The organism is Massilia pseudoviolaceinigra (assembly GCF_030846505.1).
Lineage (GTDB): Bacteria > Pseudomonadota > Gammaproteobacteria > Burkholderiales > Burkholderiaceae_D > Telluria_A > Telluria_A violaceinigra.
This window is the reverse complement of the sequence record NZ_JAVCWL010000001.1, coordinates 111330-137029: the sequence shown is the minus strand read 5'-3', so window position 1 is coordinate 137029 and position 25700 is coordinate 111330. Positions and strand designations below refer to the sequence as shown.

General features: G+C 62.7%; 20 protein-coding genes and 3 tRNA genes. 8 read left to right on the top strand and 15 right to left on the bottom strand.

Annotated elements, in window-relative coordinates; translation table 11 throughout:
* Window positions 1-87: 87 nt before the first annotated feature.
* Together RBA40_RS00655 and RBA40_RS00650 are read left to right on the top strand one after the other, a co-directional pair.
* Window positions 88-2343, top strand: coding sequence for an ATP-binding protein (locus RBA40_RS00655; RefSeq protein ID WP_306645116.1), 2256 nt, complete (start codon window positions 88-90; stop codon window positions 2341-2343).
* Between the two features lie 12 nt (window positions 2344-2355).
* Window positions 2356-2811 carry a response regulator gene (locus tag RBA40_RS00650; RefSeq protein WP_306624529.1) on the top strand — a complete coding sequence of 152 codons (456 nt, stop codon included), beginning with the start codon at window positions 2356-2358 and terminating at the stop codon, window positions 2809-2811.
* Between the two features lie 25 nt (window positions 2812-2836).
* Here RBA40_RS00650 and RBA40_RS00645 read toward each other — a convergent pair whose 3' ends face one another.
* The 6 genes from RBA40_RS00645 to RBA40_RS00620 form a co-directional block, all read right to left on the bottom strand.
* The gene (locus RBA40_RS00645) at window positions 2837-4456 is read right to left on the bottom strand and encodes a response regulator (protein WP_306645115.1); all 1620 of its coding nucleotides are present in this window, start codon (window positions 4454-4456) and stop codon (window positions 2837-2839) included.
* 87 nt (window positions 4457-4543) lie between these two features.
* Window positions 4544-5392 (bottom strand): endonuclease/exonuclease/phosphatase family protein, encoded by an 849-nt coding sequence (locus RBA40_RS00640; protein ID WP_306645114.1) that lies wholly within the window; start codon window positions 5390-5392, stop codon window positions 4544-4546.
* Window positions 5393-5461: 69 nt separating this feature from the next.
* Window positions 5462-6400, bottom strand: a complete 939-nt coding sequence (locus RBA40_RS00635; protein WP_306645112.1) for a hypothetical protein — start codon at window positions 6398-6400, stop codon at window positions 5462-5464.
* Window positions 6401-6546: 146 nt separating this feature from the next.
* Window positions 6547-6622, bottom strand: a tRNA-Asn gene (locus RBA40_RS00630).
* A 34-nt stretch (window positions 6623-6656) separates the two neighbouring features.
* Window positions 6657-7265 (bottom strand): outer membrane beta-barrel protein, encoded by a 609-nt coding sequence (locus RBA40_RS00625; protein WP_306645111.1) that lies wholly within the window; start codon window positions 7263-7265, stop codon window positions 6657-6659.
* Window positions 7266-7454: 189 nt separating this feature from the next.
* Window positions 7455-7530 (bottom strand) — tRNA-Asn (locus RBA40_RS00620).
* 337 nt (window positions 7531-7867) lie between these two features.
* Here RBA40_RS00620 and RBA40_RS00615 point away from each other — a divergent pair.
* The 3 genes from RBA40_RS00615 to RBA40_RS00605 all read left to right on the top strand — a co-directional run bounded on the left by RBA40_RS00615 (window position 7868) and on the right by RBA40_RS00605 (window position 9511).
* Window positions 7868-8140, top strand: coding sequence for a hypothetical protein (locus RBA40_RS00615; RefSeq protein WP_306645109.1), 273 nt, complete (start codon window positions 7868-7870; stop codon window positions 8138-8140).
* Window positions 8130-8945, top strand: coding sequence for a hypothetical protein (locus RBA40_RS00610; RefSeq protein WP_306645108.1), 816 nt, complete (start codon window positions 8130-8132; stop codon window positions 8943-8945). Before RBA40_RS00615 ends, RBA40_RS00610 begins: the two co-directional genes overlap by 11 nt.
* Before the next feature lie 290 nt (window positions 8946-9235).
* Window positions 9236-9511: a CopG family ribbon-helix-helix protein gene (locus tag RBA40_RS00605; RefSeq protein WP_306645107.1), complete on the top strand. Its 276-nt coding sequence runs from the start codon at window positions 9236-9238 to the stop codon at window positions 9509-9511.
* A gap of 196 nt (window positions 9512-9707) precedes the next feature.
* On the opposite strand, the gene RBA40_RS00600 is transcribed toward RBA40_RS00605, so the two are convergent.
* Window positions 9708-9783: transfer RNA gene (locus RBA40_RS00600), tRNA-Asn, on the bottom strand.
* Window positions 9784-9898: 115 nt separating this feature from the next.
* A complete protein-coding gene (locus RBA40_RS00595; RefSeq protein ID WP_306645105.1) occupies window positions 9899-11113 on the bottom strand; it encodes an amino acid aminotransferase in 1215 nt (404 codons plus the stop codon).
* 107 nt (window positions 11114-11220) lie between these two features.
* Here RBA40_RS00595 and uvrB point away from each other — a divergent pair, with 107 nt between their 5' ends.
* Window positions 11221-13308, top strand: a complete 2088-nt coding sequence (gene uvrB / locus RBA40_RS00590; protein WP_306645104.1) for an excinuclease ABC subunit UvrB — start codon at window positions 11221-11223, stop codon at window positions 13306-13308.
* Between the two features lie 122 nt (window positions 13309-13430).
* Here uvrB and RBA40_RS00585 read toward each other — a convergent pair whose 3' ends face one another.
* Complete coding sequence (locus tag RBA40_RS00585) at window positions 13431-14030, bottom strand: MarC family protein (RefSeq protein WP_099876401.1); 600 nt, start codon at window positions 14028-14030, stop codon at window positions 13431-13433.
* 249 nt (window positions 14031-14279) lie between these two features.
* On the opposite strand from RBA40_RS00585, the gene RBA40_RS00580 reads away from it, so the two are divergent.
* Window positions 14280-16619 carry a hypothetical protein gene (locus RBA40_RS00580; protein WP_306645103.1) on the top strand — a complete coding sequence of 780 codons (2340 nt, stop codon included), beginning with the start codon at window positions 14280-14282 and terminating at the stop codon, window positions 16617-16619.
* A gap of 528 nt (window positions 16620-17147) precedes the next feature.
* Window positions 17148-19490: a hypothetical protein gene (locus RBA40_RS00575; RefSeq protein WP_306645102.1), complete on the top strand. Its 2343-nt coding sequence runs from the start codon at window positions 17148-17150 to the stop codon at window positions 19488-19490.
* 85 nt (window positions 19491-19575) lie between these two features.
* Here the strand turns inward: RBA40_RS00575 and RBA40_RS00570 are convergent, their stop codons facing one another.
* The 6 genes from RBA40_RS00570 to RBA40_RS00545 all read right to left on the bottom strand — a co-directional run bounded on the left by RBA40_RS00570 (window position 19576) and on the right by RBA40_RS00545 (window position 25510).
* On the bottom strand, window positions 19576-21060 hold the full coding sequence (locus RBA40_RS00570) for a hypothetical protein (RefSeq protein ID WP_306645101.1): 1485 nt from the start codon (window positions 21058-21060) through the stop codon (window positions 19576-19578).
* 240 nt (window positions 21061-21300) lie between these two features.
* The gene (locus RBA40_RS00565; RefSeq protein ID WP_306645100.1) at window positions 21301-21984 is read right to left on the bottom strand and encodes a hypothetical protein; all 684 of its coding nucleotides are present in this window, start codon (window positions 21982-21984) and stop codon (window positions 21301-21303) included.
* 238 nt (window positions 21985-22222) lie between these two features.
* A complete protein-coding gene (locus RBA40_RS00560) occupies window positions 22223-22939 on the bottom strand; it encodes a hypothetical protein (RefSeq protein ID WP_306645099.1) in 717 nt (238 codons plus the stop codon).
* A gap of 254 nt (window positions 22940-23193) precedes the next feature.
* Window positions 23194-23865, bottom strand: coding sequence for a hypothetical protein (locus tag RBA40_RS00555; RefSeq protein WP_306645098.1), 672 nt, complete (start codon window positions 23863-23865; stop codon window positions 23194-23196).
* Window positions 23866-23895: 30 nt separating this feature from the next.
* The gene (locus tag RBA40_RS00550; protein ID WP_306645096.1) at window positions 23896-24615 is read right to left on the bottom strand and encodes a hypothetical protein; all 720 of its coding nucleotides are present in this window, start codon (window positions 24613-24615) and stop codon (window positions 23896-23898) included.
* Between the two features lie 253 nt (window positions 24616-24868).
* Window positions 24869-25510, bottom strand: a complete 642-nt coding sequence (locus RBA40_RS00545; protein ID WP_306645095.1) for a hypothetical protein — start codon at window positions 25508-25510, stop codon at window positions 24869-24871.
* Window positions 25511-25700: the final 190 nt, after the last annotated feature.

The window sequence follows — 25700 nt, the reverse complement described above, 5'->3', positions numbered from 1 at the left end:
CAGCTAACGTGCGTGGCACGACATAGTGTATGCAGTAAAATTATGCTTTTGAAATATGGCGCCCCGACCCGTGCCAGGAACCCCTCCATGAGCCAGGCCAACCCCGAACATCCTCCAATGGACTTGTCGAGCTGCGACAGGGAACCGATCCGCACGCCCGGCAGCATCCAGCCGCACGGCTTCCTGCTGGCGCTCTCGCCCACGCTGGAGGTGCTGCAGGCGAGCGGCAATCTGGAACAGATGATCGGGGCCGACGCCGCGCGCGCCATCGGCCAGCCGCTCGAAGGCGTGATCGGCGAGCAGGCCAGCCTGCAGCTGCGGCCCGAGATCGAGGCCGCCGGCATCGGCCAGCGCCCGCTCTACCTGTGCACCCTGGGGATCGGTCCGGCGCGCCATTTCGACGTGCTGGCGCACTGCTACGACGGCCTGCTGATCCTCGAATTCGAGGCGGTGGAACGGGCATCGGCGGCCGACTTCCGCCACCTGCACCGCCAGGTGGGCGACTTTTTGCTCAAGGTGAGCGACAGCGCCACGGCCCAGGCCATGTGCGAGCTGGCGGCCCAGGAAATCCGGCGCGTCACCGGCTTTGGCCGGGTCATGGTGTACAAGTTCGACGAGGAAGGCCACGGACACGTGCTGGCCGAATGCCGTGACGCCGCTTACCCGTCCTACCTGGGGCAGCGCTTTCCGGCGTCGGACATTCCGCGCCAGGCGCGCGAGCTGTACATGCTTAACCGGATCCGCCTGATCCAGGATGCCAATTACACGCCGGCGCGCCTGGTCCCGCCCGTCAATCCGGTCACCGGGGCCGCCAACGACCTCTCGTTCGCGGCCTTGCGCAGCGTCTCGCCGATCCACCTGCAGTACATGCGCAACATGGGCACCTTGGCCTCGATGTCGGTGTCGCTGATGGTCAAGGGCCAGCTGTGGGGGCTCATTTCGTGCCACCACGCGACGCCCTGCGCGGTCGCTTTCGACAAGCGCACCGCCTGCGAGCAGCTGGGCCAGATCCTGGCCATGTGCATCGAGTCGCGCGAGGACGCCAACGAGCTGCAGTTCCGCCTCGACGTGCGCCGCATCATGGTGTCGATGCTGGCCGGGCTGACCCAGAGTGCCGACTTCATCGATAACCTCTCCAGCGTGTTCCCGGCCCTGCTGCAGTTCGCGCGCGCCGGCGGCGCCGCCATCGTGTTCGACGAGCGCCTGCTGACCTACGGCGACACCCCCGGCGAAGAGGCGATTCGCGACCTGGTCGGCTGGCTCGACCTGCACTGCCACGGCGACGTATTCCACACCGACCACCTGGCGGCGCTGTACCCGCCGGCGGCGGCCATGTGCGGCAACGCGGCGGGCCTGCTGGCCATGCCGGTCTCGCGCATCCACAAGCATTACCTGCTGTGGTTCCGGCCCGAGGTGGTGCGCACGGTCGAATGGGCCGGCAACCCGCACCAGAAAGACGGCGATGCGGAGCGCGCCGCGCCCATGGCGCAGCTCTCGCCGCGCACCAGCTTCGCCACCTGGCGCGAAACCATCACCGGCACCAGCGCGCCATGGCACGGCGGCGAGATCGAACTGGCCATCGAGTTTCGCACGGCGCTGCTGGGCATCGCGCTCGAGCGCGCCGAACAGATGGCCGAACTGGCCGAAGAACTGGGCCGCGCCAACAAGGAACTCGAAGCGTTTTCGTATTCGGTGTCGCACGACCTGCGCGCGCCGCTGCGCCACATCGTCGGCTTTTCCGACCTGCTGCTGGAACCGGCCACCAGCGAAAACCTGGAAAAGCGCCAGCGCTTCCTGCGCAACATCAAGGATTCGGCGCGCCTGGCCGGCAAGCTGGTCGACGACCTGCTCAGTTTTTCGCAGATGGGCCGCGCCGCGCTGCGTCCGACCCTGGTCCAGATGGGCGACCTGGTACGCTCCTGCATCGACAAACTCACGCTCGACGTCGGCCAGCGCCAGGTCGACTGGGACATCGGCCCGCTGCCGGCGCTGCGCGCCGACCCCACCTTCGTGCAGCTGGCGCTGTATAACCTGCTCTCGAACGCGCTCAAGTTCACCAGCCAGAAAGAGCGCGCCGTCATCACCATCCGCGCCAGCGACGAGGGCGCCGAATGGGTGCTGTCGATCGCCGACAATGGCGCCGGTTTCAACATGGATTACGTGCACAAGCTGTTCGGCGTGTTCCAGCGTTTGCACCGCATGGAAGACTTCCAGGGCACCGGCATCGGCCTGGCCAATGTGCGCCGCATTATCGAGCGTCACGGCGGGCGGGTCTGGGCCAGCGGCGTGCAGGGCGAAGGCGCCACGTTTTACTTCAGCATCCCCAAAGAACTCCATATTTAAGGTACGTAATACATGTTAAAGCCCATCCTTCTGGTCGAAGATAATCCGCACGACCTGGAACTGACGCTGATCGCGCTCGAAAAGAGCCAGCTGGCCAATGAAGTCATCATCGCGCGCGACGGCGCCGAGGCGCTCGACTACCTTTTCTGCCGCGGCGAGCACGCCGCCCGCCAGGTCGGCAATCCGACCGTGGTGCTGCTCGACCTGAAGCTGCCGAAAATCGATGGCCTGGAAGTGCTCAAGGAAATCCGCAGCACGCCCAACCTGAAAAGCATTCCGGTGGTGATGCTCACCTCGTCGAAGGAAGAACAGGATCTGCTGCGCAGCTATGAGCTGGGGGTCAATGCGTATGTGGTCAAGCCGGTCGACTTCGAGGAATTCGTACGCGCGATTGCCGACCTGGGGATTTTCTGGGCGGTGCTCAATGAGCCGCCGCCGGGGTCGCACCGCTACGTCAAGCCGCAATAGGCGACGGCGGGCGGCGCGGCCGCGCTCAGTGCGAGGTGGCGCCGGCCGGCTTGCGCCGCCTGAGCAGGTGGCGGATGCGCGCGCTGAGCACATCGGCGTTATACGGTTTTTGCAGCAGGTTGACCTTGGCATCGAGCTTGCCCTCGTGCGCCAGCACCCCTTCGGCATAGCCGGACGTAAACAGCAGCTGCGCCGACGGCAGCTTGGTGCGCACCACTTCGCTCAATTCCAGGCTGCTCAGTTTCCCCGGCATGATCACATCCGAAAACACCAGGTCGATCCTGGCGCCGGAGTCGATCAGTTCCACGGCATGCGCCGCGTCTTCGGCCTCGAACACCTGGTAGCCCAGCGCGGACAGCAGTTCGACCGTGCTGGTGCGCACATCCTCTTCATCTTCCACCACCAGGATCGTTTCCAGGCCGCCGAACAGGGGCGTTTGCACGTGGTCCTCGGTGTCTTCCGGTTCGCTGGCGCTGCGCTGCAGGAAAATCTTGACGCTGGTGCCGGCGCCCGGTTCGCTCTTCAACTGGATTTCGCCGCCCGACTGCTTGACGAAGCCGTACGCCATCGACAGCCCGAGCCCCGTGCCCTGCCCGGTCGGCTTGGTGGTGAAGAAAGGTTCGAAGGCGCGCTGCAACACCGCTTGCGGCATGCCGCAGCCGGTATCGGCCACTTCGACCATCACGTAGTCGCCGCTGGCAAGTTCCGACAGCATGGGCGAGCCGACCGGCACATTGGCCGCGCGGATGGTAAGCGTGCCGCCGTCGGCCATGGCGTCGCGCGCGTTGATGGCCAGGTTCAGAATCACGTTGTTCAACTGGCTCGGATCGACCGTGGTGCTCCACAGCTGCTCTTCGATGTCGGTGACGATGACGGCGCGCGGACCGAGCACGCGGCGCATCATTTCATCCATGTCGCGCAGGACCGCGCCCGGATTGACCACCACCGCCTGCAGCGGCTGACGGCGGGCGAAGGCCAGCAGGTGGGCCGACAGCCTGGCGCCGCGTTCGACCCCGGCCAGCGCGATATCGATGCGGGTGCGCGCGCTGTCGCTCACGCCGCCGAGCAGCTTGAGCAACTGCAGGTTGCCGCCGATGATCTGCAACACGTTATTGAAGTCGTGCGCCACGCCGCCGGTCAGCTGGCCGATCGCTTCCATCTTCTGGGCCTGGTGCAGGGCCGACTGGCTCGCCGCCAGTTCTTCCTGGCTGCGCCGCAGCGACACGAACGCTTCGTCGCGCTGCTTGCGCGCGATGTAGGCGCCGCTGTGATAGCGCACGCGCGCGGCCAGTTCGCGCCCGTCGGGCCACTTGACCAGGTAATCGTTGGCGCCCGAGGCAAAGGCGCGGGCCTTGATCTCGGCGTCTTCTTCGGACGACAGCAAAATGACCGGCAAATGCTCGGTGTCGCGATGCTGGCGCAGCAGACGGATGACGTCGAACCCGTCAGCTCCCGGCATGCGCAAGTCGACCAGCACCACCGTGGCATCGACCTCGATGGCCAGCTCGACGACACGCTCGGACTGCGATGCGTAACGCAGGGCCACGTCGGAGCAACCCTCAAGGCAATGCGCGATGAAGTCCTCGGCGAAGGGCTCATCGTCGATCAGCAGTACCGAACAGGGATAGGATTTGTCGTCGATCATATGTATTGCTATAACATAAATTTCATTATATTTTACATGAGGACAAGCTGTTTTGAATGCAACAAAACCAACCGTGCGCAGGGCCGCTCAATCCAGGCGGACCAGCAAAGGCTGGTGGTCCGGGCCCAGGTCGTCCCTCGCCACGCCGACCTCCGCCAGGCGCGGGGCCAGGTCTTCGCTGACGAATACGAAGTCGCAGGTGAACGGATCGGCCGGGCGAGCGGGATGGTCGTGCAGGCAAACGCTGGGCGCATGCGCCTGATCCGGATGACGCAGGCGCCAGGCATCGGCCCAGGCGGGCGTGCCATCGTCAAACGGTGCTTGCAAACAATGATATTCCCAGGAACCGGGCAGGAAATTGCAGTCGCCGGCGAGAATGGCGGCGCCGGCGCGCGGGATGGCGCAAAACGGTCCGGCGGCGGCGCCGGCCCTCGGACGGGCGGCGTGCGCGGCCGCCTCGCGCTGCAGGTCGCGCAGGCGCTGCACCTGGGCGCTGCGCTGCAGGCGTGAAAAATACTCCAGATGGGTGGTGGTCACGCGCACCAGGCCGAGCGGGGTATCGAGCGTCGCTTCGAGCGCGATGCGCTGCATGCTCATCACGTCCGGGTCGGGCGGCCATGGCAAGGCGTGGCGAATCACTTGCAATACCGGGTAGCGCGACAGGATCATGTTGCCGAACATGCGGCGCGCGCCGCCCTCCCCCGCGCTGTCGCAGGCCAGTCCGGCCACCGGCACATGCGCGGGAAAATGCCCGGCCAGCAGCGCAAACTGGTTGGCGCCATCGCAGCCGGGCATGTCGGTGTAGCCGGACGATACTTCCTGCAAGCAAATTACATCGGCATCGGCCACGGCGCGCAGGCTTGCGGCCGTGTGCGCGATGCTGCAGTCGCCGCCGGGCGTCCGGCCGCGCTGGATATTCCATGTGATCAGGTTCATGCCGGTCGCCTCCACACTGTCGTCAAGTGCTCAGGCTAGCCCGGTCGTGCCGCGCGGGGATGATGCAAGTCAGGCGGGCGCCAGTTGCCGTTCCGGCCACGTCATGCGGGCCGCCAGGCAACAGATGAAGCGCGCATCGTCGACATGGAACAGGCCGGGGTCGACCCGGTCCTGGGTGCCGATGAAGAAGATCCAGCCTTTGACCTGGCTGTCGCGCCGGGCATGTTCGACCGCTTCCGTGCGCGCCGCCTCGATTTCGTGCAGCAAGGTGCGGCGGCGCGTATCGGACCAGCCCGACCAGTCGACCCGCAGCCGGCACAGGCTCAGGTAGCCCCGCGTGGCGCTGTCCCATTGGCCGGCGCTCAGGGTCAGTTCGCAGTGCGTGTCGCTGATGACCGGTTCCACTTTCCAGCGGATCGGCGCATGGAACAGGTGGCGCGGATTGTTGAAGAAGGCCGGCTTTTTGTTGGGAATGAGCCAGAACAGCTGGGCGTAGGTGCTGCCCCAGACACCGGGGATCTCGAGCGGCAGGTAGGCGCGGTCGTTGGGGAAGTTGATGTAGGTGCGGCACAGCGGACGGATGGTCTTGACGGTGTGGCCGTGGTACTGGCGCCTGGCGGCGGCGCGGGCGGCGGCGTGGACGGCGGCCAGCGTGGCCGATCCGAACGCCGGGGCGGCTGAGCCTGGGGGGCTGGCCGGATGCGCGTCGCTCAGGCTCAGATTGCTCGGGAATGGCATCGGAAAGCCGTCGCTGCCGCCGACCCGCTCTTGCCGGGCGCGGCTGACGATCGTGTTTTCGCCATCGACGTCGCAGCCCTGCGCGTGATGATTACCTTTACCGAGCGTGAAATACGGGCGGCGCTTGTTCACCGCCGGGTCGTACGATGCCGGAAATACCCTGGTGGCGCAGCCGCGGCAGACATAGGCGTCCTTCTCGACCACGTCCATATTCCATAATTCTTCCGCCTCGACCAGCTCACCGGTATGGAGATTGCGCGCCACATCCATGTTCAGCTCCCAAAAACTGCTTGAAGGCCGATTATGCGCGGCGTATTTGCGCAAGGTTTGAGGCCGGATAATATGGGAGAAGTCCGTGCAAAAACGCGACGCCAATGAAAAAGGGCCTGCAATTGCTTGCAGGCCCTTTCAAATTCTGGCTCCCCGACCTGGACTCGAACCAGGGACCTGCGGATTAACAGTCCGTCGCTCTACCAACTGAGCTATCAGGGAAAAGAGGCCGTATTATATAGGCCCCGGGCGAATTTTAGAAGTAGAAGTTACCGAAAATGCCGATGTGGTCGCCTTTGGTCTCGCCGTTGCGCAAGACGTAACGACGGTCACGGTAGGTGTAATCGTAGGTTTCTTTCACGAGACGCACTTTGAGGCCAACGCTCGGGCCGAAGAAGTACTCGCCCTCGACCACGGCGCCGACGGTGTTATCGAACTCCTTGTAGATGCCGGAGCCGAAACCTTTGCCGTTCAGCTTAGGGCTGGACACATAACGCACGCCGCCGCCGAAGCGGAAGTTTTCGGTCGGGTGGAAATACCCCAGCAGTTCGATCGGGAAACGCTTGAAGGTCACGTCGCCGTTTTCGGCGCTGGCTTGGTCAACGTGGAAACCCACGGTGCTCTGGATCGAGAACTGGCGATTGATGCGATAGTCGACGCCGCCCACGAAGGCGATCAGGCCGCCGGCGCGCACATCGACCGAACCGCCGTGCTCGTATTCAGCGGTAGCCAGCTTGTCGCCACCGCCGGTCAGGCCCATGCCGACAACGAAGCGCAACGGCTTGCCTTCGGCGGGAGCGTTTTGTGCCTGGGCCGAGCTCAGGGATGCGATCGCAACAGCGATCACGAATGCAATTTTTTTCATGGTATTTTTAGATGTAAGGTTCGGATAACGCGCGGGAGTGCTGCGTATTTACCAGGCAGTATGATACGTGCCGGGATTGCAAATAAGCAAGGAAGAATACCACTAAGCGTTGTTTATAGGTAACAAATAGTGCGAATCCGAACAACTTACAAAAAAGGCCACGTTGTTCAACGTGGCCTTTCGTCATTCTGGCTCCCCGACCTGGACTCGAACCAGGGACCTGCGGATTAACAGTCCGTCGCTCTACCAACTGAGCTATCAGGGAAAAGAGGCCGCATTATATCGGGCAAAAACGGGACTGTCCAGTACCCGTGTTCGATGGACGTTTCTGCGGCTGCACGTCAGGGTCGATGAGAATACGCTCAAGGCGGGCGAGAGGTCAGCTGCGAGCGCGTCCGCACGCGCCCCGGGGTACTGCGCGCGCCAACGTTATCAGAATAAACTTGATTCTTGCTTTTAAACCCTTGCTGCGTCCATACTGACGGGTGCCCCAACTTCCCCCCGCCTTTTCCGCCGCAGCCTTCGCCCTCGCCTCTTTTCTCGCAACCCTATTAGTGAGCAAAATGTTCGCCAAAGAAATCGAAGGAAACGGCGGCGAATATATGCTATTCGTATTTGTGGGCAGCATTTACTACCTGGTCCTGTGCCCGATTGGCGTGTTCGTCTTCCGCTTCATTCTGCGCCGCTTGCCGGGCAAGGAACTGCGCATTGGTTTTATTGCAGTAAGCAGCATCGCGATGCTGGCGGTGCACGGCATCCCGGGCTGGTTTGTCATGCTGGTCGGTACCACCCTGACCGTGGTCACCTATCGCGCCGAAGTGAAGAACGCGAACAACGCCCGCGCCCTCGAACAATTCGACACCCATGGCGGTTAGGCAAACTCCCCCGCCGGGGTTTCTCGGACATTACCGCAATCCGCTGTGGCGCGCCGCCGGCATGACCGGCACGCGCGCCGTGTCGATTGCCGAAGGCACGCGCGGCGGCTACCAGTTCACCGTGCTCGAACTTGAACATCGGTCTATGCGGGTGAGGAACGAAAACGGCAACGACATCACCACGGTATTCATTCTCAAGCTTGGCCGCGCCTCCGACACCTGGCAAAACAATCTGTCCAGCTCCAACGGGTCGACCGTGTGGCTGGACAATGACACCCTGTACCTGGCCCGCATCGGGGTCGAGACGCCGGTTGCCGACTGGAACGACCTGCTCGCCCATGCCATTCGCGCGGCCGGATACGCCACCGATGCACCGAGCCCGACGCCGATTCCCGAGCCGCGCATCCGCGCCAAGAACGATGAAAGCAGTATTCTGTTCTGGGCCGTTACCGCAGGCTTGCTGCCCGGTTTTTCCGTCGTCTGCGGCTTTTTCATCCTGGCCTCCGACATCCTGAACCGGCTCATTGGCCGGTGTTATCCGACCACAGGGAATGCGGCAGGGCTGTCGGAACATAACCAGATCCTGTTCGCACTGGCGCTGTGCCTGCCCCTGATCGGGCACTTCTTCGGCTTTAAAGTCATGTACGACTATTATGGGCGCCCGGGCTTTTTCTGGCGGCTGCTGCTCAATATCGCGCTGACCGGCATGCTGACCGTTGGCGGCTTTGCCATCGCAATGGAATGGACCAAACTGAGCCCGGCCGCGCTGGCCGCGCAAGCAACTTGCCAGGTGGTCCGGCGGTAGCACGGCGCACGCGCTGTCATCGATGCGGCGCATCAACAGCGAGGGCGGCAAATCGCCGCGACGCAAGGTTTGTTCGCAATACGAAACGAGCACGCGTAGCGGCGACTGTGAGCTGCCCATTTTTCCCCCGCGTGACAAACGGCACTGCGCAAAGCAGGCGGTGCTCTCGCGTACCGCTTTTCCAAACGCCGGTTAATCAAACCCACGATGTATGACAAGTATAATTTCACAGGAACAATAGCTGACTGCAGCGACCTACCTGTCGAAGTTCAGATTGAAAGGACCGGCTGATGGCTCATGCTGAAACCAAAGTGCTCACCGCACACGTTCCGCTATCGTTGGCAGACAAGGTTGACGAGCTGGCCGCCCGGCTTGAGCGTTCGCAGGGATGGGTTATCAAACAGGCCCTGAGCGCATGGGTCGATCAGGAAGAAGAGCGCAGCCGCCTCACGCGTGAAGCCCTGGCCGACGTCGATGCGGGACGCCTCGTCGATCACCAGACTATCCAGCGCTGGGCAGATAGCCTCGCCACCGACAACCCGCTTCCAGCGCCCATGGTGCCCTGATGCAGCCGCAATGAACCAGCAAGGCGCTTGCTGACCTGGTCCGTCTTCATCAATTCCTTGCGGTCTTGATAAGCCCGCAGCAACGCTAAATGCCGACAGGAGAAATGTGCGCCGGATCGGACAGCACAGTTCACCACTGGAACCCACGAGCGCCAACGAAAAAAGCCACGCAAACGCGTGGCTTTTTTCTTAATTCTGGCTCCCCGACCTGGACTCGAACCAGGGACCTGCGGATTAACAGTCCGTCGCTCTACCAACTGAGCTATCAGGGAATAAAAGAAACATTATATGCTGTAATGATCAGACCATCAAGTTGTTGGCAGTAATCGCTGCAGCACCATGCTCTTCTTCGTATCAATCTTTCGATCAATTCGAAGAAGCAAGATATTAAAGGACTTTGGCGATGGCGTCAATCACGCGGTCGATATTTTTCGAATTCAGGGCCGCCACGCAGATGCGGCCGGTGTCGACCGCGTAGATCGAATGTTCAAGGCGCAGGCGCTCGACCTGCTGCTTGGTCAGACCCGAATACGAGAACATGCCGACCTGCTCGCGCACGAATTCGAAATCGTGCGCCGGCGCTTTTTCCTTGAGCTTTTGCACGAAGGTGTTGCGCATTTCCTTGATGCGCACGCGCATGCCGGCCAGTTCGTCTTCCCACAGTTGGCGCAGTTCCGGGGTGGTCAGCGCGGTGGCGACGACCTTGCCGCCATGGACCGGCGGGTTCGAGTAGTTGGTGCGCACAACGCGCTTGAGCTGCGAGAGCAGGCGCGCCGCTTCTTCCGCGCTGGCGCCAACCACCGACAGGGCACCGACGCGCTCGCCGTACAGCGAGAACGACTTCGAGAACGAATTCGAGATCAACAGCGGACCACCGGCGGCGGCAAACTTGCCCACCACCGCGCCGTCTTCGGCGATGCCCGAGCCGAAGCCCTGGTAAGCCATGTCCAGGAATGGAATCAGGCCGCCGGCGCCGATGGCGGCAATCACTTCATCCCACTGGGCGGACGTGATGTCGGCGCCGGTCGGATTGTGGCAGCAGGCATGCAGCAGCACGATGGCGCCCTTCGGCATGGCTTTCAGGTCGGCCAGCATGCCGGCGAAATCGACGCCGCGCGTGGCCGCGTCGTAGTAACGGTAGGTGTGGACGGTGAAACCGGCGCTCTCGAACAGGGCGCGGTGGTTTTCCCAGCTCGGATCGCTGATATACACGCTCGATCCCGGGGCGAAGCGCTGCAGGAAGTCGGCGCCGATTTTGAGCGCGCCGGTGCCGCCGATGGCTTGCACGGTGACCGCGCGCTTGTCTTGAATAATCGCGCTGCCGGCACCAAATACCAGCTCTTGCACAGCGGCGTCGTACGCGGCCAGGCCTTCGATCGGAAGGTAGGTGCGCGGCGCCAGTTGCTCCATCAGCAGCTCCTCCGCTTTGCGTACGCACGCGAGCAGCGGCACATTGCCATTGTCGTCATAATAGACACCCACGCCCAGATTGATTTTGGCGGGATTGGTGTCCGCATTGAACGCCTCGGTGATGCCCAGGATCGGGTCACGCGGGGCCATGTCGATGGCGCTGAAGATGGTGGCGGAAGCTGTTGAAGTCATCGTGGTAAACTTGAGTGTCGGCTGGGTTGTATAGACAGCGACCCATATACTGATTGGGTGTTTCCTGGGCCGCAAGCGGGACACCATTCTAACAAAGGTCTGATCGTATGGCTGAATTATCCGTTGCACACGACCCGTCACCGACCGTCGTCACCTTCCCCGATTCCCCGTTCAAGCTGCACCAGCCGTTCGAACCGGCCGGCGACCAGCCGACCGCGATCGAAGGGCTGATCGAAGGCATCAACGACGGTCTCTCGTTCCAGACCCTGCTCGGCGTGACCGGCTCGGGTAAAACCTACACCATGGCCAACGTGATCGCGCGCGCCGGCCGTCCGGCAATCGTGTTCGCGCCGAACAAAACCCTGGCCGCGCAGCTGTACTCGGAGTTCCGCGAATTCTTCCCGCAAAACGCGGTCGAATATTTCGTGAGCTACTACGATTACTACCAGCCGGAAGCCTACGTGCCGCAGCGCGACCTGTTCATCGAAAAGGACTCGTCGATCAACGAGCATATCGAGCAGATGCGCCTGTCGTGCACCAAGTCGCTCATGGAGCGGCGCGACGTCGTCATCGTGGCCACCGTGTCGGCCATTTACGGTATCGGCAACCCGAGCGAATACCACCAGATGATTCTGACCCTGCGCGCCAAGGACAAGGTCGCGCAGCGCGACGTCATCGCGCGCCTGATCCAGATGCAGTACACGCGCAACGAAATCGACTTCGGGCGCGGCACCTTCCGCGTGCGCGGCGACACCATCGACATCTTCCCCGCCGAGCATGCGGAACTGGCGATCCGGGTCGAGATGTTCGACGACGAAATCGAGTCGCTCCAGCTGTTCGACCCGCTCACCGGACGCATACGCCAGAAGATCCCGCGCTTTACCGTCTACCCGGGTTCGCACTACGTCACGCCGCGCTCCACGGTGCTGCGCGCGATCGAATCGATCAAGCTCGAACTGCGCGACCGGCTCGAGTACTTCCGCCAGGAGAACAAGCTGATCGAAGAGCAGCGCCTCGAACAGCGCACCCGCTTCGACCTCGAAATGATGGCCGAAATCGGCTTCACCAAGGGCATCGAGAATTACTCGCGCCACCTGTCGGGCGCCATGCCGGGCGACCCGCCGCCGACCCTGGTCGACTACCTGCCGAAAGACGCGCTGATGTTCCTCGACGAGTCGCACGTGCTGGTCGGGCAGCTCAACGCCATGTACAACGGCGACCGTTCGCGCAAGACCAATCTGGTCGACTATGGTTTCCGCCTGCCGTCGGCGCTCGACAACCGCCCGCTCAAGTTCGAGGAATTCGAGGGCAAGCTGCGCCAGACGATCTTTGTGTCGGCCACGCCCGCCGAATACGAGAAAACGCATTCCGACAATGTGGTCGAACAGGTGGTGCGCCCAACCGGCCTGGTGGACCCGCTGGTGATCGTCAAGCCGGCGCTGTCGCAGGTCGACGACCTGATGTCCGAAATCCAGGACCGCGTCAAGAAGGATGAACGGGTGCTGGTGACCACGCTCACCAAGCGCATGTCGGAGCAGCTCACCGAGTACCTGAGCGACCATGGCATCAAGGTGCGCTACCTGCACAGCGATATCGAGACGGTGGAACGGGTCGAGATCCTGCGCGACCTGCGCCTCGGTACCTTCGATGTGCTGGTCGGGATCAACCTGCTGCGCGAGGGCCTCGATTTGCCGGAGGTGTCGCTGGTGGCGATCCTGGACGCCGACAAGGAAGGCTTCCTGCGTTCCGAGCGCAGCCTGATTCAGACCATCGGGCGCGCGGCGCGTAACCTGAACGGGGTGGCGATCCTGTACGCCGACCGCATTACCGATTCCATGGAAAAGGCGATCGGCGAAACCGAACGCCGGCGCGCCAAGCAGATCGCCTACAACATCGAGCATGGCATCACCGCGGTCGGCATCAAGAAGCAGATCAAGGAGCTGATCGACGGCGTCTACAGCCCGCAGCAGGCGCGCGACACCCTGAACGCGGCCAAGGAAACCGCCAAGGTCGAGTCGATGAGCGAGAAGCAGATCGGCAAGGAGATCAAGCGTCTAGAAAAGCTGATGGTCGACCACGCGAAAAATCTGGAATTCGAGAAGGCCGCGCAGGTGCGCGACCAGCTGCATATCCTCAAGCAGCAGGCGTTCGGCGCGCCAGGCACCGACAATGTAGTGTCGATCCTGGGCAAGTAAAAAAACAGGTCGGGCGGCGCCACCCCCCGGCACCGCCGCCCGCCTTACCGCCGTCTCCTCCTTCGCGCAGGAGACGGCACCGCCCCGCCTGTGGATTCAAGGCGAGCGGCGAGCACAACACCTCACAACGACTTGATGAACTCGCGGATGCCCGCCAGGAACATCTCGACGGCCATCGCGCTCAAAATCAATCCCATCAGGCGTTCGAAAGCGGTCATCACTTGCGGGCCGAGTTTTTCCTGCAAGCGTTCGGCGCTCAGGAATACGGCCAGCCAGACCAGCGCCACGGCTACCAGCGCGCCCACGTGAACGACGACTTCGACGGTCGAATTCGACGAAAACAACAGCACGGTTGCCAGCGCCGACGGCCCGGCGATGGCTGGAATGGCGAGCGGCACGATGAACGGCTCTCCCCCCTTTTCGGTATCGCCGAACATGCCGCCCGGCTGGGGAAAGACCATGCGCATGGCAATCAGGAACAGGATCACGCTGCCGCCGATGCGCAGCGAGATTTCGGACAGCTGCATGGCCGCCAGCAGGTGGCGCCCGAAGAACATGAACAGCAGCAGCACGAAGAAGGCGATCAGGCACTCGCGCACCACGACTTTCCAGCGCCGCTCGGCCGGCACGTTGGCCATGGCGCTGACGAACAGCGGGACGTTGCCGAACGGGTCGGTGACCAGGATCAGCAGGATAAAGGTTTGAATGAAAGTTTGAGTCATCCGACATGATAACTTGCCGCACGGCACATGCACCAGTGTGCTGAATTCGTGGCAAAAATCATACAACAAACCACCCGCGCCGACCGGTCATGATTTTGAACACGCTCCCCATGAAACGGCTGAAATGTACGCGCTGACATCGCCAGAGGCTGCTGCGTGCCTGCCGTCGCCTGCGCGGTGTTTCTTGTTGACTTGCTAAAAAACGCAGCATAGTGTTGCTTATAACAAAACAATGAAAGGAAATCCACCATGTCTGTTTTTCATTACCGCGCTTGCACATCACGGGGCCTGGCCAGCCTCGGCGCCGTGCTGCTGGCCGCTTGCGGCGGCGGTGGCAGCGCACCGGACCAGGTTTCCGCGTCGGCGCCCACAGCACCGCTCTCGGCGCCGCCTGCCGCCCTTGCTGGCGAGGTCGGCACGCAAGCGGAAAGGAGCGCCCTGCTCTCGCTCCAGCCTGCCAATCCGCTGACCCCGGCCCCGCCGCTGGGGCTGCCGGCGCCGATCGGTACCACCCTGACGACTTTGCAGCTGATTAACAAATCCACCTACCCGCAATACAATGTCCCACTCACCTTCGGGCAAGTCTTTGCGCCTGGAACATTCCCTGCGGCAGGCGGGCTGGCCGGTGTGTATGCCGGCGCTGCGCTGCCCTTGCAGGTCAACATCAAGGCCAGGCACGCGGATGGATCGGTACGTCACGCGATCATCACCGCGGTCCTGCCCCAGATGGCCGCGGGCCAGAACGGCACGCTGGCGCTGAACGCCGCCGCCGCGCCGCCGGTCGCTGCGACCGGTCCAGAAGCCCTGCTGGCCAGCGGCTTCGACTCGACCGTCAAGCTGACCCTGGCGGGCCAGTTGTACACGGCCTCGGCGGCGGAACTGCTGCGCGGCACCGCGTACCAGACCTGGCTGTCCGGCCCGATGGTCAATGAATGGCAGGTGTCGGCGCCCTTCAAGTCGGCTGCCGGCGTGAACCATCCGCACCTGAGCGCGCGCTTCGCCATCCGCTCCAACAGCAGCAGCCCCAGTGCCAGGGGCAAGGTACGGGTCGACGTCACGGTCGAGAACAACTGGGCCTACGAGCCGGCCCCGAAGACCTTCACCTACGACGCCGAAGTGCTGATCAGAGGCAAAAGCATCTACAACATCGCCGCCCTGCAGCACTACCACCACGCGCGCTGGCGCAAGGTGTTCTGGCCCGAGCTCGAACCGTCGGTCCACATCAAGCACGACACGGCCTACCTGATCGCCTCGAAGGCGGTGCCGAACTACGACCAGAGCCTGACCATATCGCCGGACGCACTGACCACCATGAAGACCACCTGGGACACGGCCAAGGCGGGCCCGATGGGCATGGCCATGGTCGTTAAGTACATGCCCGCGACGGGAGGCCGCCCGGATATCGGCCTGAACCATGCATGGGGTGCGATGTACCTGCTCAGCATGGATGAGCGCGCCAAGGAAGTCACGGTCGGCTTGAGCGACCTGAGCGGCAGCTGGCCGATGCACTACCGCGACAGCAACACCGGCCAGCCGGTATCCATCGTCGAGTACCCGTACGTGCGCGACGTGCGCATCAGCAGCGACAGCTACAACCGGGCACTCAGCCGCTGGGAAGACATGCCGCAGTGCACTCCCGCCATCGAGTGCAAGACGCCTTACACTCCCGAGACGGCGCACCACCCATCGTTCTCCTACCTGCCTTACCTGGTCACCGGCGACACCTATCACCTCGACGAGCTGCACTTCTGGGCCAACTGGAACCTGATCACCCAGAACCCGGCCTACCGCAGGCACGCCACCGGCCTGGTCATGAGCCACCAGGTGCGTGGACAGGCGTGGTCATTGCGCTCGCTGACGCAGGCGGCCTACATCGCGCCGGACGATCACCCGCTCAAGGGCTACTTCAACAAGATCGTCGACAATAACCTGGACTGGTACACCGCGACCTACGTCACTGGCAACAGCAACCAGTTGGGCTTCCTCGACAACAGCGGCGGCAGCGCGGTCGTTTACGGCGGTCCGGGTGGCCCGAAAACCGGCATGGCGCCATGGCAGGACGATTTCTTCACCTCCAGCGTGGGCCAGGCGTACGAACTGGGCTTCACCAAGTCCAAGACGCTGCTCGACTGGAAAGCACGCTTCCCGGTCGGCCGCATGACGGCGCCCGGCTATTGCTGGGTGGACGGCGCTGAGTACGCCCTGTCGGTGCGCGCCACTGCGACGTCGCCGTATTTCACAACGTTCGGCCAGGCTTGGCAGGCGACCGTCCGCGCGGCGGACAATACCGACCTGGTCAACAGCACCGGCCAACGGTATGTGGACCAGCCGTGCGGCAGCCAGTTGCAGGCCGACTGGCGCACCCAGCGCGATCGCGACGAGAAACGGGTTCGCGCGCCGTGGCTGGCCGGCGAGATGACGGGCTATGCAAGCTCGCCGGAAGGCTTCCCGGCCAACATGCAACCGGCGCTGGCGATGGCGGCCGGCACCGGCATCCCGAACGCGCGCGCGGCGTGGGACGTGTTCGCCAGGCGCGCGCTCAAGCCCGACTACACCAAGCGGCCGCAGTTCGCCATCGTGCCGCGCTAGTGTCCGGGGCCGGACCCCGGCCCCCGGCGCATCAGTCCTGCCAGCGGGTGCTCCACGGCGCACCCGCTAGTGCCGCCTCAACTGCAAAGCAGCGGCTGCGCAGTCGACCGGCGCAGCCCCTTGAGCGCGACCTCGAAGCGCTTGCCGCCCGGCGTGCGCATCACGTCATGGGTCTGGTCGACGCCGATCGGGAGCATCCGCCTTCCGTCTCGATGGTGAAAGGTTCAGTCCGATGCCTTGCGTGGCCGACCATGTCGATTTGAATGAAAGTTTGGGTCATTCGGCCTGATAAATTGCCGCCCAGGTCCTGCGCCATTGTGCTGAATTCGTGGCGAAAATCAGACAATTGAACATAGTGTCGAGCCGCTACGATTTTGAACACGCTCCCCATGAAACGCCTGAAATGTGCGCGCTAACATCGGCCGCGAGCACCCCCTGTATGCCACCATCTTTGCAATGTTTCGTGTTGACAATTTCAACACAGCAGCATAATGTTGCCTTCAGTAAAACATTTAAAGGAGATTAACCGTGTCAAATATTCACTACCGCGCTTATACCTCACTGGGCGTGGCCAGCCTCGGTGCCGTGCTGCTCGCCGCTTGCGGCGGCGGTGGCAGCGCACCGGGTCAGGTTTCCGCAGCGGCGCCCACCGCACCGCTCTCGGCCCCGCCTGTCGCTCTTGCTGGCGAGGTCGGCACGCAGGCGGGAAGCAGCGCCCTGCTCTCGCTCAAGCCGAGCAATCCCCTGACCCCCGCCCCGCCGCTGGGACTGCCGGCGCCGATCGGGACCACCCTGACGACGTTGCAGCTGATTAACAAATCGATCTACCAGCAATACAACCTCCCGCTCACCTTCGGGCAAGTCTTTGCACCGGGAGCGTTTCCCGCTGGAACCGGCTTGGTGGGTGTGTACGCTGGCGCCCAGCTGCCCTTGCAGGTCAACATCAAGGCCAAGCACCCGGATGGATCGGTGCGTCACGCCGTCATCACCGCGATCCTGCCGCAGATGGCCGCGGGCCAGAACGGCACGCTGGCGCTGAACGCCGCCGCCGCGCCGCCGCCGGTCGCGCCGACCGGTCCGGGCTCGCTGCTGGCCAGCGGCTTCGACTCGACCGTCAAGCTGACCTTGGGAGATCAGTTGTACACGGCCTCGGCGGCACAACTGCTGCAGAGCACCGCGTACCAGACCTGGCTGTCCGGCCCGATGGTCAATGAGTGGCAAGTGTCGGCGCCGTTCAAGTCGGCTGCCGGCGTCAACCATCCGCACCTGAGCGCCCGCTTCGCCATCCGCTCCTACAAGGGCGGCAACGGCGTCCAAGGCAAGGTACGGGTCGACGTCACCGTCGAAAACAACTGGGCCTACGAGCCAGCCCCGAAAACCTTCACGTACAACGCGGAAGTGCTGATCAGAGGCAAAAGCATCTACAACATCAATGCCCTGCAACACTATCACCACACGCGCTGGCGCAAGGTGTTCTGGCCAGAGCTCGAACCGTCGGTCCACATCAAGCACGACACGGCTTACCTGATCGCCTCCAAGGCGGTGCCGAACTACGACCAGAGCCTGACCATTTCGCCGACCGCGCTCACCTCCATGAAAACCACCTGGGACGCGGCCAAGCCGGGCCCGATGGGCATGGCCATGGTTGACAAGTACATGCCTGCGGCGGGGGGCCGTCCGGATATCGGCCTGAACCATGCGTGGGGTGCGATGTACCTGCTCAGCATGGATGAGCGCGCCAAGGAAGTCACCGTCGGCTTGAGCGATCTGAGCGGCAGCTGGCCGATGCACTACCGCGACCGCAACACCGGCCAGCCGGTATCGATCGTCGACTACCCGTTCATCCGCGACGTGCGCATCAGCGGCGACAGCTTCAACCGCGCGCTCAACCGCTGGGAAGACATGCCGCAGTGCACTCCCGCCATCGAGTGCAAGACGCCATACACTCCCGAGACGGCGCACCACCCATCGTTCTCGTACCTGCCTTACCTGGTCACCGGCGACACCTATCACCTCGACGAGCTGCACTTCTGGGCCAACTGGAACCTGATCAACCAGAACCCGGGCTACCGCAAGCACGCCACCGGCCTGGTCAAGAGCCACCAGGTACGCGGACAGGCGTGGGCATTGCGCTCGCTGACCCAGGCCGCGTACATCGCGCCGGACGATCACCCGCTCAAGGGCTACTTCAACAAGATCGTCGACAATAACGTGGACTGGTACACCGCGACCTACGTCACGGCCAACAGCAACCAGCTGGGCTTCATCGACAACAGCGGCTTTGCGGCGGTGGCCTACACCGGTCCGGGCGGCCCGAAAACCGGCATGGCGCCATGGCAGGACGATTTCTTCACGTCCAGCATCGGCCAGGCGTACGAACTGGGCTTCACCAAGTCCAAGACGCTGCTCGACTGGAAAGCGCGCTTCCCTGTCGGCCGCCTCACGGCGCCAGGCTATTGCTGGGTGGATGGCGCGGTGTACGCCCTGTCGGTGCGCGCCACCGAAACGTCGCCGTACTTCACGACGTTCGGCCAGGCCTGGCAGGCAACCTTCCGCGCGGCGGATAATACCGACCTGGTCAACAGCACCGGCAAACGGTATGTGGACCAGCCGTGCGGCAGCCAGTTGCAGGCCGACTGGCGCACCCAGCTCGAAATCGACAAGAAATCGGGCCGCACGCCGTGGCTGGCAGGCGAGATGACGGGCTATGCAAGCTCGCCGGAAGGCTTCCCGGCCAACATGCAGCCGGCGGTGGCGATGGCGGCCAGCACCGGCATCCCTAACGCGCGCGCCGCGTGGGACGTGTTCGCCAAGCGCACGGTCAAGCCCGACTACAGCGCGCGGCCGCAGTTCGCGATCGTGCCGCGCTGATGTCCGGGGCCGCAAGCTGGCCCCAGACAGATAGGTAATAAGTAATACCCCAGCCGCCGGGCAGGCCTCGGCGGCTGGGGCCGCCTCAACTGACGAGTACCTGCCCCGCCGGCGACTCGCGCAGTACCGTGAGCGCGACCTCGAACTGCTTCCCACCCTGCGTCACCATCGCATCATAAGTCTGGCCGACGTTGAAGCTCCCTTCGTGCGCGGCCGGGAGACTGTCCACCGACGCCATGGCATCGCCAGGCATGGTGGTGGCCTTGGGTATCGGCCAGATGCGCCATCCTCTCCTGTTTTGCTCGGCAGCCCTGGTCTGCAGGATGCTCACGTGGATGTGCGCCGTGTGAGGATTGGCGCCCGTGTACCTGTGTGGGCGAAATCCATACCGGCGCGACCAGATGGTCCTGTTGAAAATGACGTAATTGGTGGAAGGATGCCGCATGACGGCACGCACCACGAGCATCGGCACGATGCCGTCCTTGTCGATGTCGAGCGCATTGACGGAATTGCGCCTGTTAGGGTTGTGATCACTGGGCCCACGACAGTGACGCTCATCGCCAATGGCGCCGTCGGAGCGCTTGTCGCGCCGCGGCCAGCGTCGGTTGAGCTCGGCACGCAAGCGCAGCAGCGAAGGCGCGACATACCAGGGCCGCTTACTGCAGGAGCTGGCTACCCGCACTTCCCTGGAGCCGCGATCATCGGCGATGTCCGTCTCGGTGTCCGCCACCTCGAGGGCGCCTTGCTCTTCGGCACTGAGCTCTTCTCCGATGAATTCATCAGGGGTGTCGTCTTCCAACTCGATGGTGAGGTCGATGCTTCTGGCGCTTTCGCTTTCCAGTTCGGCGATATCGGCGTCAAGGGCGCCATCGGCTTCGTCGGCTTCGTCGGGCTCGTCCTCGGTGGGGTCGAGCTCCTGGTTTTCCATATCGGTAATGTCGGCACCGACCAGGCGGGCTTGGTCGCCGGTGGCGGTGGTGCCGCGGTTCTCGTCCTGCGTGCCGCCCGCGCCAGGCTGGGCGCCGCCGAAGCCTTGAACGGCGTCGCTGTCCTGGTCGCCGTCGCCGATCCGGATCGGGCTGAGCGTTGCGCCGCCGGGGCGGTCGGTGTCACCGCTGACACGGGCGCCACCGCGTTGGGCCGCCAGCGGCGGCAAGCAGGCCACGCCGCCCGGGAGTTGGAAAAATCCGCTGCTGACCAGCCACCGGCCATACTGCGCAATGCTCGGCCTGACGTCGCCCACTGGGATCACCAACTGCTCCGCGGGCGCGTTGACCAGGCCTGCAAGCGACACCTCGCGCTCGAGCGTGTCGGTGCTCAGCAGATCGATATCGGCAACGTCGGCGCCGACCACCACGGTCAGCGCCGACGGCAAGCGGCGAAAGCCGAACAGCGCCGGCGTGAACGGCACCGAAAACGCGAGTGGGGCCGTGCGGCTGACTGGCTTCAATATTGCCGAACCCAACACTTGATCGTAGAACACGACAGCAACGCGCAGATGAAAATTCGGATCGAACTGCTCTTCTGGAATCCGGGAAAGGTCCAGTGTTCCGGTAACGGTGGTCATCATCAACTCCTTGTGTAAAGGGATGCAGCGACCTTCACTCTACGGATTTTCGGATCGGCCGCCTACCCGCAGAGTCGCCGCCGCTTGTGTCCAATCATGAGCTCGTTTAAATGACCGACTACCCCGGAAACTTAAAAAAACGCGGCGCAAGATTTCCCGCGCAAGTGTGGCCGCAATGAAAAACGGCGGGGGACCGTCCGATCCTCCCGCCGCGCGGCGTCAACTATTTCCTGCGGCATGGCGTCACGGCTTCATCGACCAGGACCCGATTCCCCATCCGTCCCGGTTCTCCTCGGCCATCCTCGACTGGAGGATACTGATGTGCACGCGGGTGGTGTAGCGGTCGCTGCCCCCCTTTAACGTGAATGGACGAAATTTTCGCGAACGCATCCAGATAACCCCGTTGAAGATAATGTAATTCGTGGAGGTATGGCGTTTTGCCGCATTCACAATGACCATCACTGTGACACCATCCTTGCCGATGTCGAGCGCATTGACCGAACGACGGGCGTTGGAACTGTGATCTCGCCCTGCGGCAGCGGCAATCGTGCGGTCGCCTGACCTGTCCCTGCGCCGCCAGCGCCGGTCGACCTCGGAAAGCAAACGGACCAGACAAGGGGCAAGGTGCCAACGTTTGCCGTCCTTGCCAATGCCGCCCGTCGGCGCTCCTTCGGTACCGGAAAATCCCGGTCCGCCTTCTCCCGGTATCTGGTCGATACCGGCGCCTCCCGGGCCGCCTTGGTCCGGCCCCCCTTCCGGACCGGTTTCCGCCTGCTCGAGGGCGGCTTCCTCTTCCGGCGTGAGCTCGTCGCCCACGAACTGTTCGAGGTCCTGTTCTTCCGTGTCAGTTGTGCCGGCCTGGAGCGTGGTATCGCTAAGGTCTTGCGTCTGGTCCGGGTCCGGTGTGTCGGTAAATTCATTCATCATCAACTCCTCGTTGTGAACGGATGATCCGTCTTCGACTGTAGGCAGTTTGGGGCGCCACGCCTAGCCGCAGAGCCGGCACGCCTTGCAATGTGTACGCCAGGCTTTAACGATCGCCAAGGCCACATCAACACCTCGCCCGACGGTGCAGCCCTGACGCGCAAGCCTGCGCACCGGCGACAACGCGCACCATCGGGACGCGCGCTGCCTGCCGGCCTGTTTCAGGCGCGCGGGTCAGTGCTCAGATACCCCAGCGCTTCTTGTTTTGCTCGGCAGCCCGGGTCTGCAAAATGCTGACGTGGATGTGCGTTTGGTGGGGATTGTCGCCCTTGTACTTGCGTGCGCGGAATTTATAGGCGCGGGACCAGATGACCTTGTTGTAGATAACGTAATTGGTCGAGGGATGCCTGATTGCGGCGCGCACCACGACCATCGGGGTGATACGGTCCTTGTCGATGTCGCAGGCATTGACGGAACCGCGGGAGTTCGGTTTGTGGTCGCTGCGCGTGTGCCGCCAATCGCCAATGGTGCCGTCGGAGGTCTTGTCCCTCTTCGGCCAGCGCCGGTTGACTGCGGCAAACAAACGCCGGAGCGAAGGGGCAAGATGCCAGCGTATGCGCTTCTTGCCAACGAAGCCATCCGGCGTGCCTTCGGCATCGGTATCACCTGCGATCTGCGTTCCACTGTCATCGGTGTCCTTGTCCATGTCCATGTCGATGTCCATGTCCATGTCCGTATCATCGAGATCGCCCGGTATATCTTCATTACCGGGAGCATCGATGATGCCCGGGTCCGCACCTTCCTCTTCGAGCGCTGCTTCTTCTTCGGGAGAAAGCTCGTCTCCCACCAACAGCTCGGGGTTCTCGTCCTCCATGTCGTTTGTGTCGGCGCCAGGGTCGGCGTCCTGGGTGGGTGGAATTGTTTCCGGGTCCTGTGGTCCATTATTCGTGTTCATCATCAGCTCCTGTGTGTGGGAAGGGATGGTTCGTCTTCGACTGTAGGCAGTTCGGGATCGGTTTGCTGGCCACGCAGTCGCGGTGGTGTGTGTCTAATCATGAGCTCGCTTGAATGGCCCACCAATCGGGAAACTTGAAAACACGCGGCGCAAGATTTCCGGCGCAAGTGTGGCCGCAATGAACAACGGCGGGATGACCGTTCGATCTTCCCGCCGCGCGGCGTCAGGCACACTTGCGGCACCGTGCGGGCATGGCTTCAATACCTGGACCGTGGCCAGATTCCCCATCTCGTTTTGTTATTCGCGGCAGCGGGCGTCCGACGGATGCTGATATGAACGCGCGTGGTGTACGCAGTGCTGCCGTAGCGTATTTTCATTGGCCGAAAACCCTGGCTGCGTATCCAGACGATTCCGTTGAAGATGATGTAATTGGTGGAGGGATGTTTTTTTGCCGCATTCACAATCTCCATCGGTCTGACACCGTCCTTGTCGATATCGAGCCCATCGACACGCTCCTGGTTATTGGGGAGGTGGTCGCCCGGCCCAATGGTACGGTCGCCTGTCTTGTCCCGGCGCGGCCAGCGCCGGTTGACCTCGGCAAGCAAACGCGAGAGACAAGGCGCGAGATACCAGCGCTTGGCTCCCTTGTCGATGTCGCCTTTCGGTTGCCGTTGAATACCGCTGCCTCCGGGAGCGCTTTCTTGCGGCGCCTGGTCGATGTCGATATCGCCGGAAGCGCCGTCGTCCGCCTCTCCTTCCGGACCGGTATCGGCCTGCTCGAGGGCAGCTTGTTCTTCAGGTGTGAGTTCGTCGAGCTCGAACTGCCCGGGATCCTGTTCCTCGATGTTGCTTGTGCCGGCTTGCAGGCTGGCCTGCTGCACGTCGTCAATCCGGTCCGGATCCGGTGTTTCGTCAATGGTAGTCATCATCAACTCCTCGTTGTGTAGGGGTCTGGCTTTCTACTTTTTGGGCCGCCGGATGCCCCATCCTCTCTTGCTCTGCTCGGCCTGGGGTGTCGAAAGAATACTGATATGAACGCTCTCACGGTAAGCATCGCGGAAGGGCAACCGTAGTGGACGGAAACCACGGAAGCGCGCCCACATCGTCCCGTTGTGGATGATGGTATTGGTGGAGGGATGGAGTTTTGCCGCATTCACAATGTCCATGACTCTGACACCGTCCTTGTCGATATCGAGCGCATTGACGCAAGCACGGCTGTTGGGGCGGTGGTCTCCGCCGGCGGCAGCGGCAATGCTGCGGTCGCTTCGTTTGTCCCTGTTCGGCCAGCGCCGGTTGATCTCGGCACGCAAACGCTGGAGACAAGGAGCGAGATACGGACGTTTTTTTAGTTGCTTGTCGCTGTCGCCCTCCTGCTGCTGTTCAATACCGCTGCCTCCGGGGGCGCTGTCTTCCGGCGCCTGCTCGATATCGGTCTCTTCGGGGAAGCTTTCTTCCGGCGTCTGGTCCATATCGGCATCGCCGGAAGTGCCATCGTCCTCTTCCCCTTCCGGACCGCTTTCTGCCTGCTCGAGGGCAGCTTCCTCTTCGGGGGTGAGTTCCTCGCCCTCGACCTGCTCGGGATCGAAATTCTGGATATCGGCTATGCCGGTTTGAAGACTGTCATCCTGCAAGTCTTCAAGCCGGTCCGGATCCGGCGTTTGATTAATGGTAGTCATCATCAACTCCTCGTTGTAAACGGATGGTCCGTCTTCAACTGTACGGAGTTTGGGACGGCACGCCTAGCCGCAGAGTCGCCGCGCCTTGTGTCCGATCATGAGCTCGCTTGAATGGCCGACAGGCGCGGAAACTTAAAAAAACGGGGTGCAAGATTGGCGGCGCACGCCGTGGCCGCAATGAAAAACGGCGGGAAGACCGTTCGATCTTCCCGCCGCGCGGCGTCAAACAAACTGCCCACTGTGAGTCAGCATGACCTTACGGCCTGCGCGAGCGTGGCCAGATTCCCCAGCGTGTCCGGCTCTGTTCGGCATTCCGACGCTGAATGATGCTGATGTGAATGCGCGTCCTGTAAGCTTGAAAGCCGCCTTTCAGCCTGAATGGACGGAAATTACGCGAGCGTAACCAGATGACGCCGTTGAAGATGACGTAATTGCAGGAGGGATGGCGGATGGCGGCACGCACAATGACCAGCACGCGGACACCGTCCTTGTCGATGTCGCACGCATTGACGGAACCACGGCTGTTGGGATAGTGGTCTCCGCGGCTCGACGGGAGAATGGTACGGTCGCCCGTCTTGTCCCGGCGCGGCCAGCGCCGGTTGACCTCGAACAGCAAACGTCCGAGACACGGGGCAAGATACCAACGCCGGCGCTCTCTGCCGATTTCGCCTTGTGGCCCCTCATCGGCACCAGGTTCATCGGGGGCGAACTCCGCGATCGCCCCTTCAGGACCGGTGTCCCCCTGCTCGAGGGCGGCTATTTCCTCGGGCGTGAGCTCGTCGCCCACGAGTTGCTCGGGGTCCTGTTCTCCAATGTCATCGGGGCCGTTTTGCAGGGTGGTATCCTGCAGGTCGTCAACCCGGTCCGGATCGGGCGTTTCGTTAATGGTAGTCATCATCAACTCCTCGTTGTGAAGGGATGGTACGTCTTCGACTGTACGGCGTTTGGAATGGCTCGCCTAGCCGCAGAGTCGCCGCGCCTTGTGTCCGATCATGAGCTCGCCAGAATGACTGACAGATGCGGAAACTTAAAAAAACCGGCCGCAAGATTTCCGGCGCAAGCTGTGGCCGCAATGGAAAACGGCGGGA

Coding starts and splice junctions, on each gene's coding strand:
- RBA40_RS00655 (WP_306645116.1), top strand. CDS start 88: ATGAGCCAGGCCAACCCCGAACATCCTCCAATGGACTTGTCGAGCTGC.
- RBA40_RS00650 (WP_306624529.1), top strand. CDS start 2,356: ATGTTAAAGCCCATCCTTCTGGTCGAAGATAATCCGCACGACCTGGAA.
- RBA40_RS00645 (WP_306645115.1), bottom strand. CDS start 4,456: ATGATCGACGACAAATCCTATCCCTGTTCGGTACTGCTGATCGACGAT.
- RBA40_RS00640 (WP_306645114.1), bottom strand. CDS start 5,392: ATGAACCTGATCACATGGAATATCCAGCGCGGCCGGACGCCCGGCGGC.
- RBA40_RS00635 (WP_306645112.1), bottom strand. CDS start 6,400: ATGGATGTGGCGCGCAATCTCCATACCGGTGAGCTGGTCGAGGCGGAA.
- RBA40_RS00625 (WP_306645111.1), bottom strand. CDS start 7,265: ATGAAAAAAATTGCATTCGTGATCGCTGTTGCGATCGCATCCCTGAGC.
- RBA40_RS00615 (WP_306645109.1), top strand. CDS start 7,868: ATGCTATTCGTATTTGTGGGCAGCATTTACTACCTGGTCCTGTGCCCG.
- RBA40_RS00610 (WP_306645108.1), top strand. CDS start 8,130: ATGGCGGTTAGGCAAACTCCCCCGCCGGGGTTTCTCGGACATTACCGC.
- RBA40_RS00605 (WP_306645107.1), top strand. CDS start 9,236: ATGGCTCATGCTGAAACCAAAGTGCTCACCGCACACGTTCCGCTATCG.
- RBA40_RS00595 (WP_306645105.1), bottom strand. CDS start 11,113: ATGACTTCAACAGCTTCCGCCACCATCTTCAGCGCCATCGACATGGCC.
- uvrB (WP_306645104.1), top strand. CDS start 11,221: ATGGCTGAATTATCCGTTGCACACGACCCGTCACCGACCGTCGTCACC.
- RBA40_RS00585 (WP_099876401.1), bottom strand. CDS start 14,030: ATGACTCAAACTTTCATTCAAACCTTTATCCTGCTGATCCTGGTCACC.
- RBA40_RS00580 (WP_306645103.1), top strand. CDS start 14,280: ATGTCTGTTTTTCATTACCGCGCTTGCACATCACGGGGCCTGGCCAGC.
- RBA40_RS00570 (WP_306645101.1), bottom strand. CDS start 21,060: ATGATGACCACCGTTACCGGAACACTGGACCTTTCCCGGATTCCAGAA.
- RBA40_RS00565 (WP_306645100.1), bottom strand. CDS start 21,984: ATGATGAATGAATTTACCGACACACCGGACCCGGACCAGACGCAAGAC.
- RBA40_RS00560 (WP_306645099.1), bottom strand. CDS start 22,939: ATGATGAACACGAATAATGGACCACAGGACCCGGAAACAATTCCACCC.
- RBA40_RS00555 (WP_306645098.1), bottom strand. CDS start 23,865: ATGATGACTACCATTGACGAAACACCGGATCCGGACCGGATTGACGAC.
- RBA40_RS00550 (WP_306645096.1), bottom strand. CDS start 24,615: ATGATGACTACCATTAATCAAACGCCGGATCCGGACCGGCTTGAAGAC.
- RBA40_RS00545 (WP_306645095.1), bottom strand. CDS start 25,510: ATGATGACTACCATTAACGAAACGCCCGATCCGGACCGGGTTGACGAC.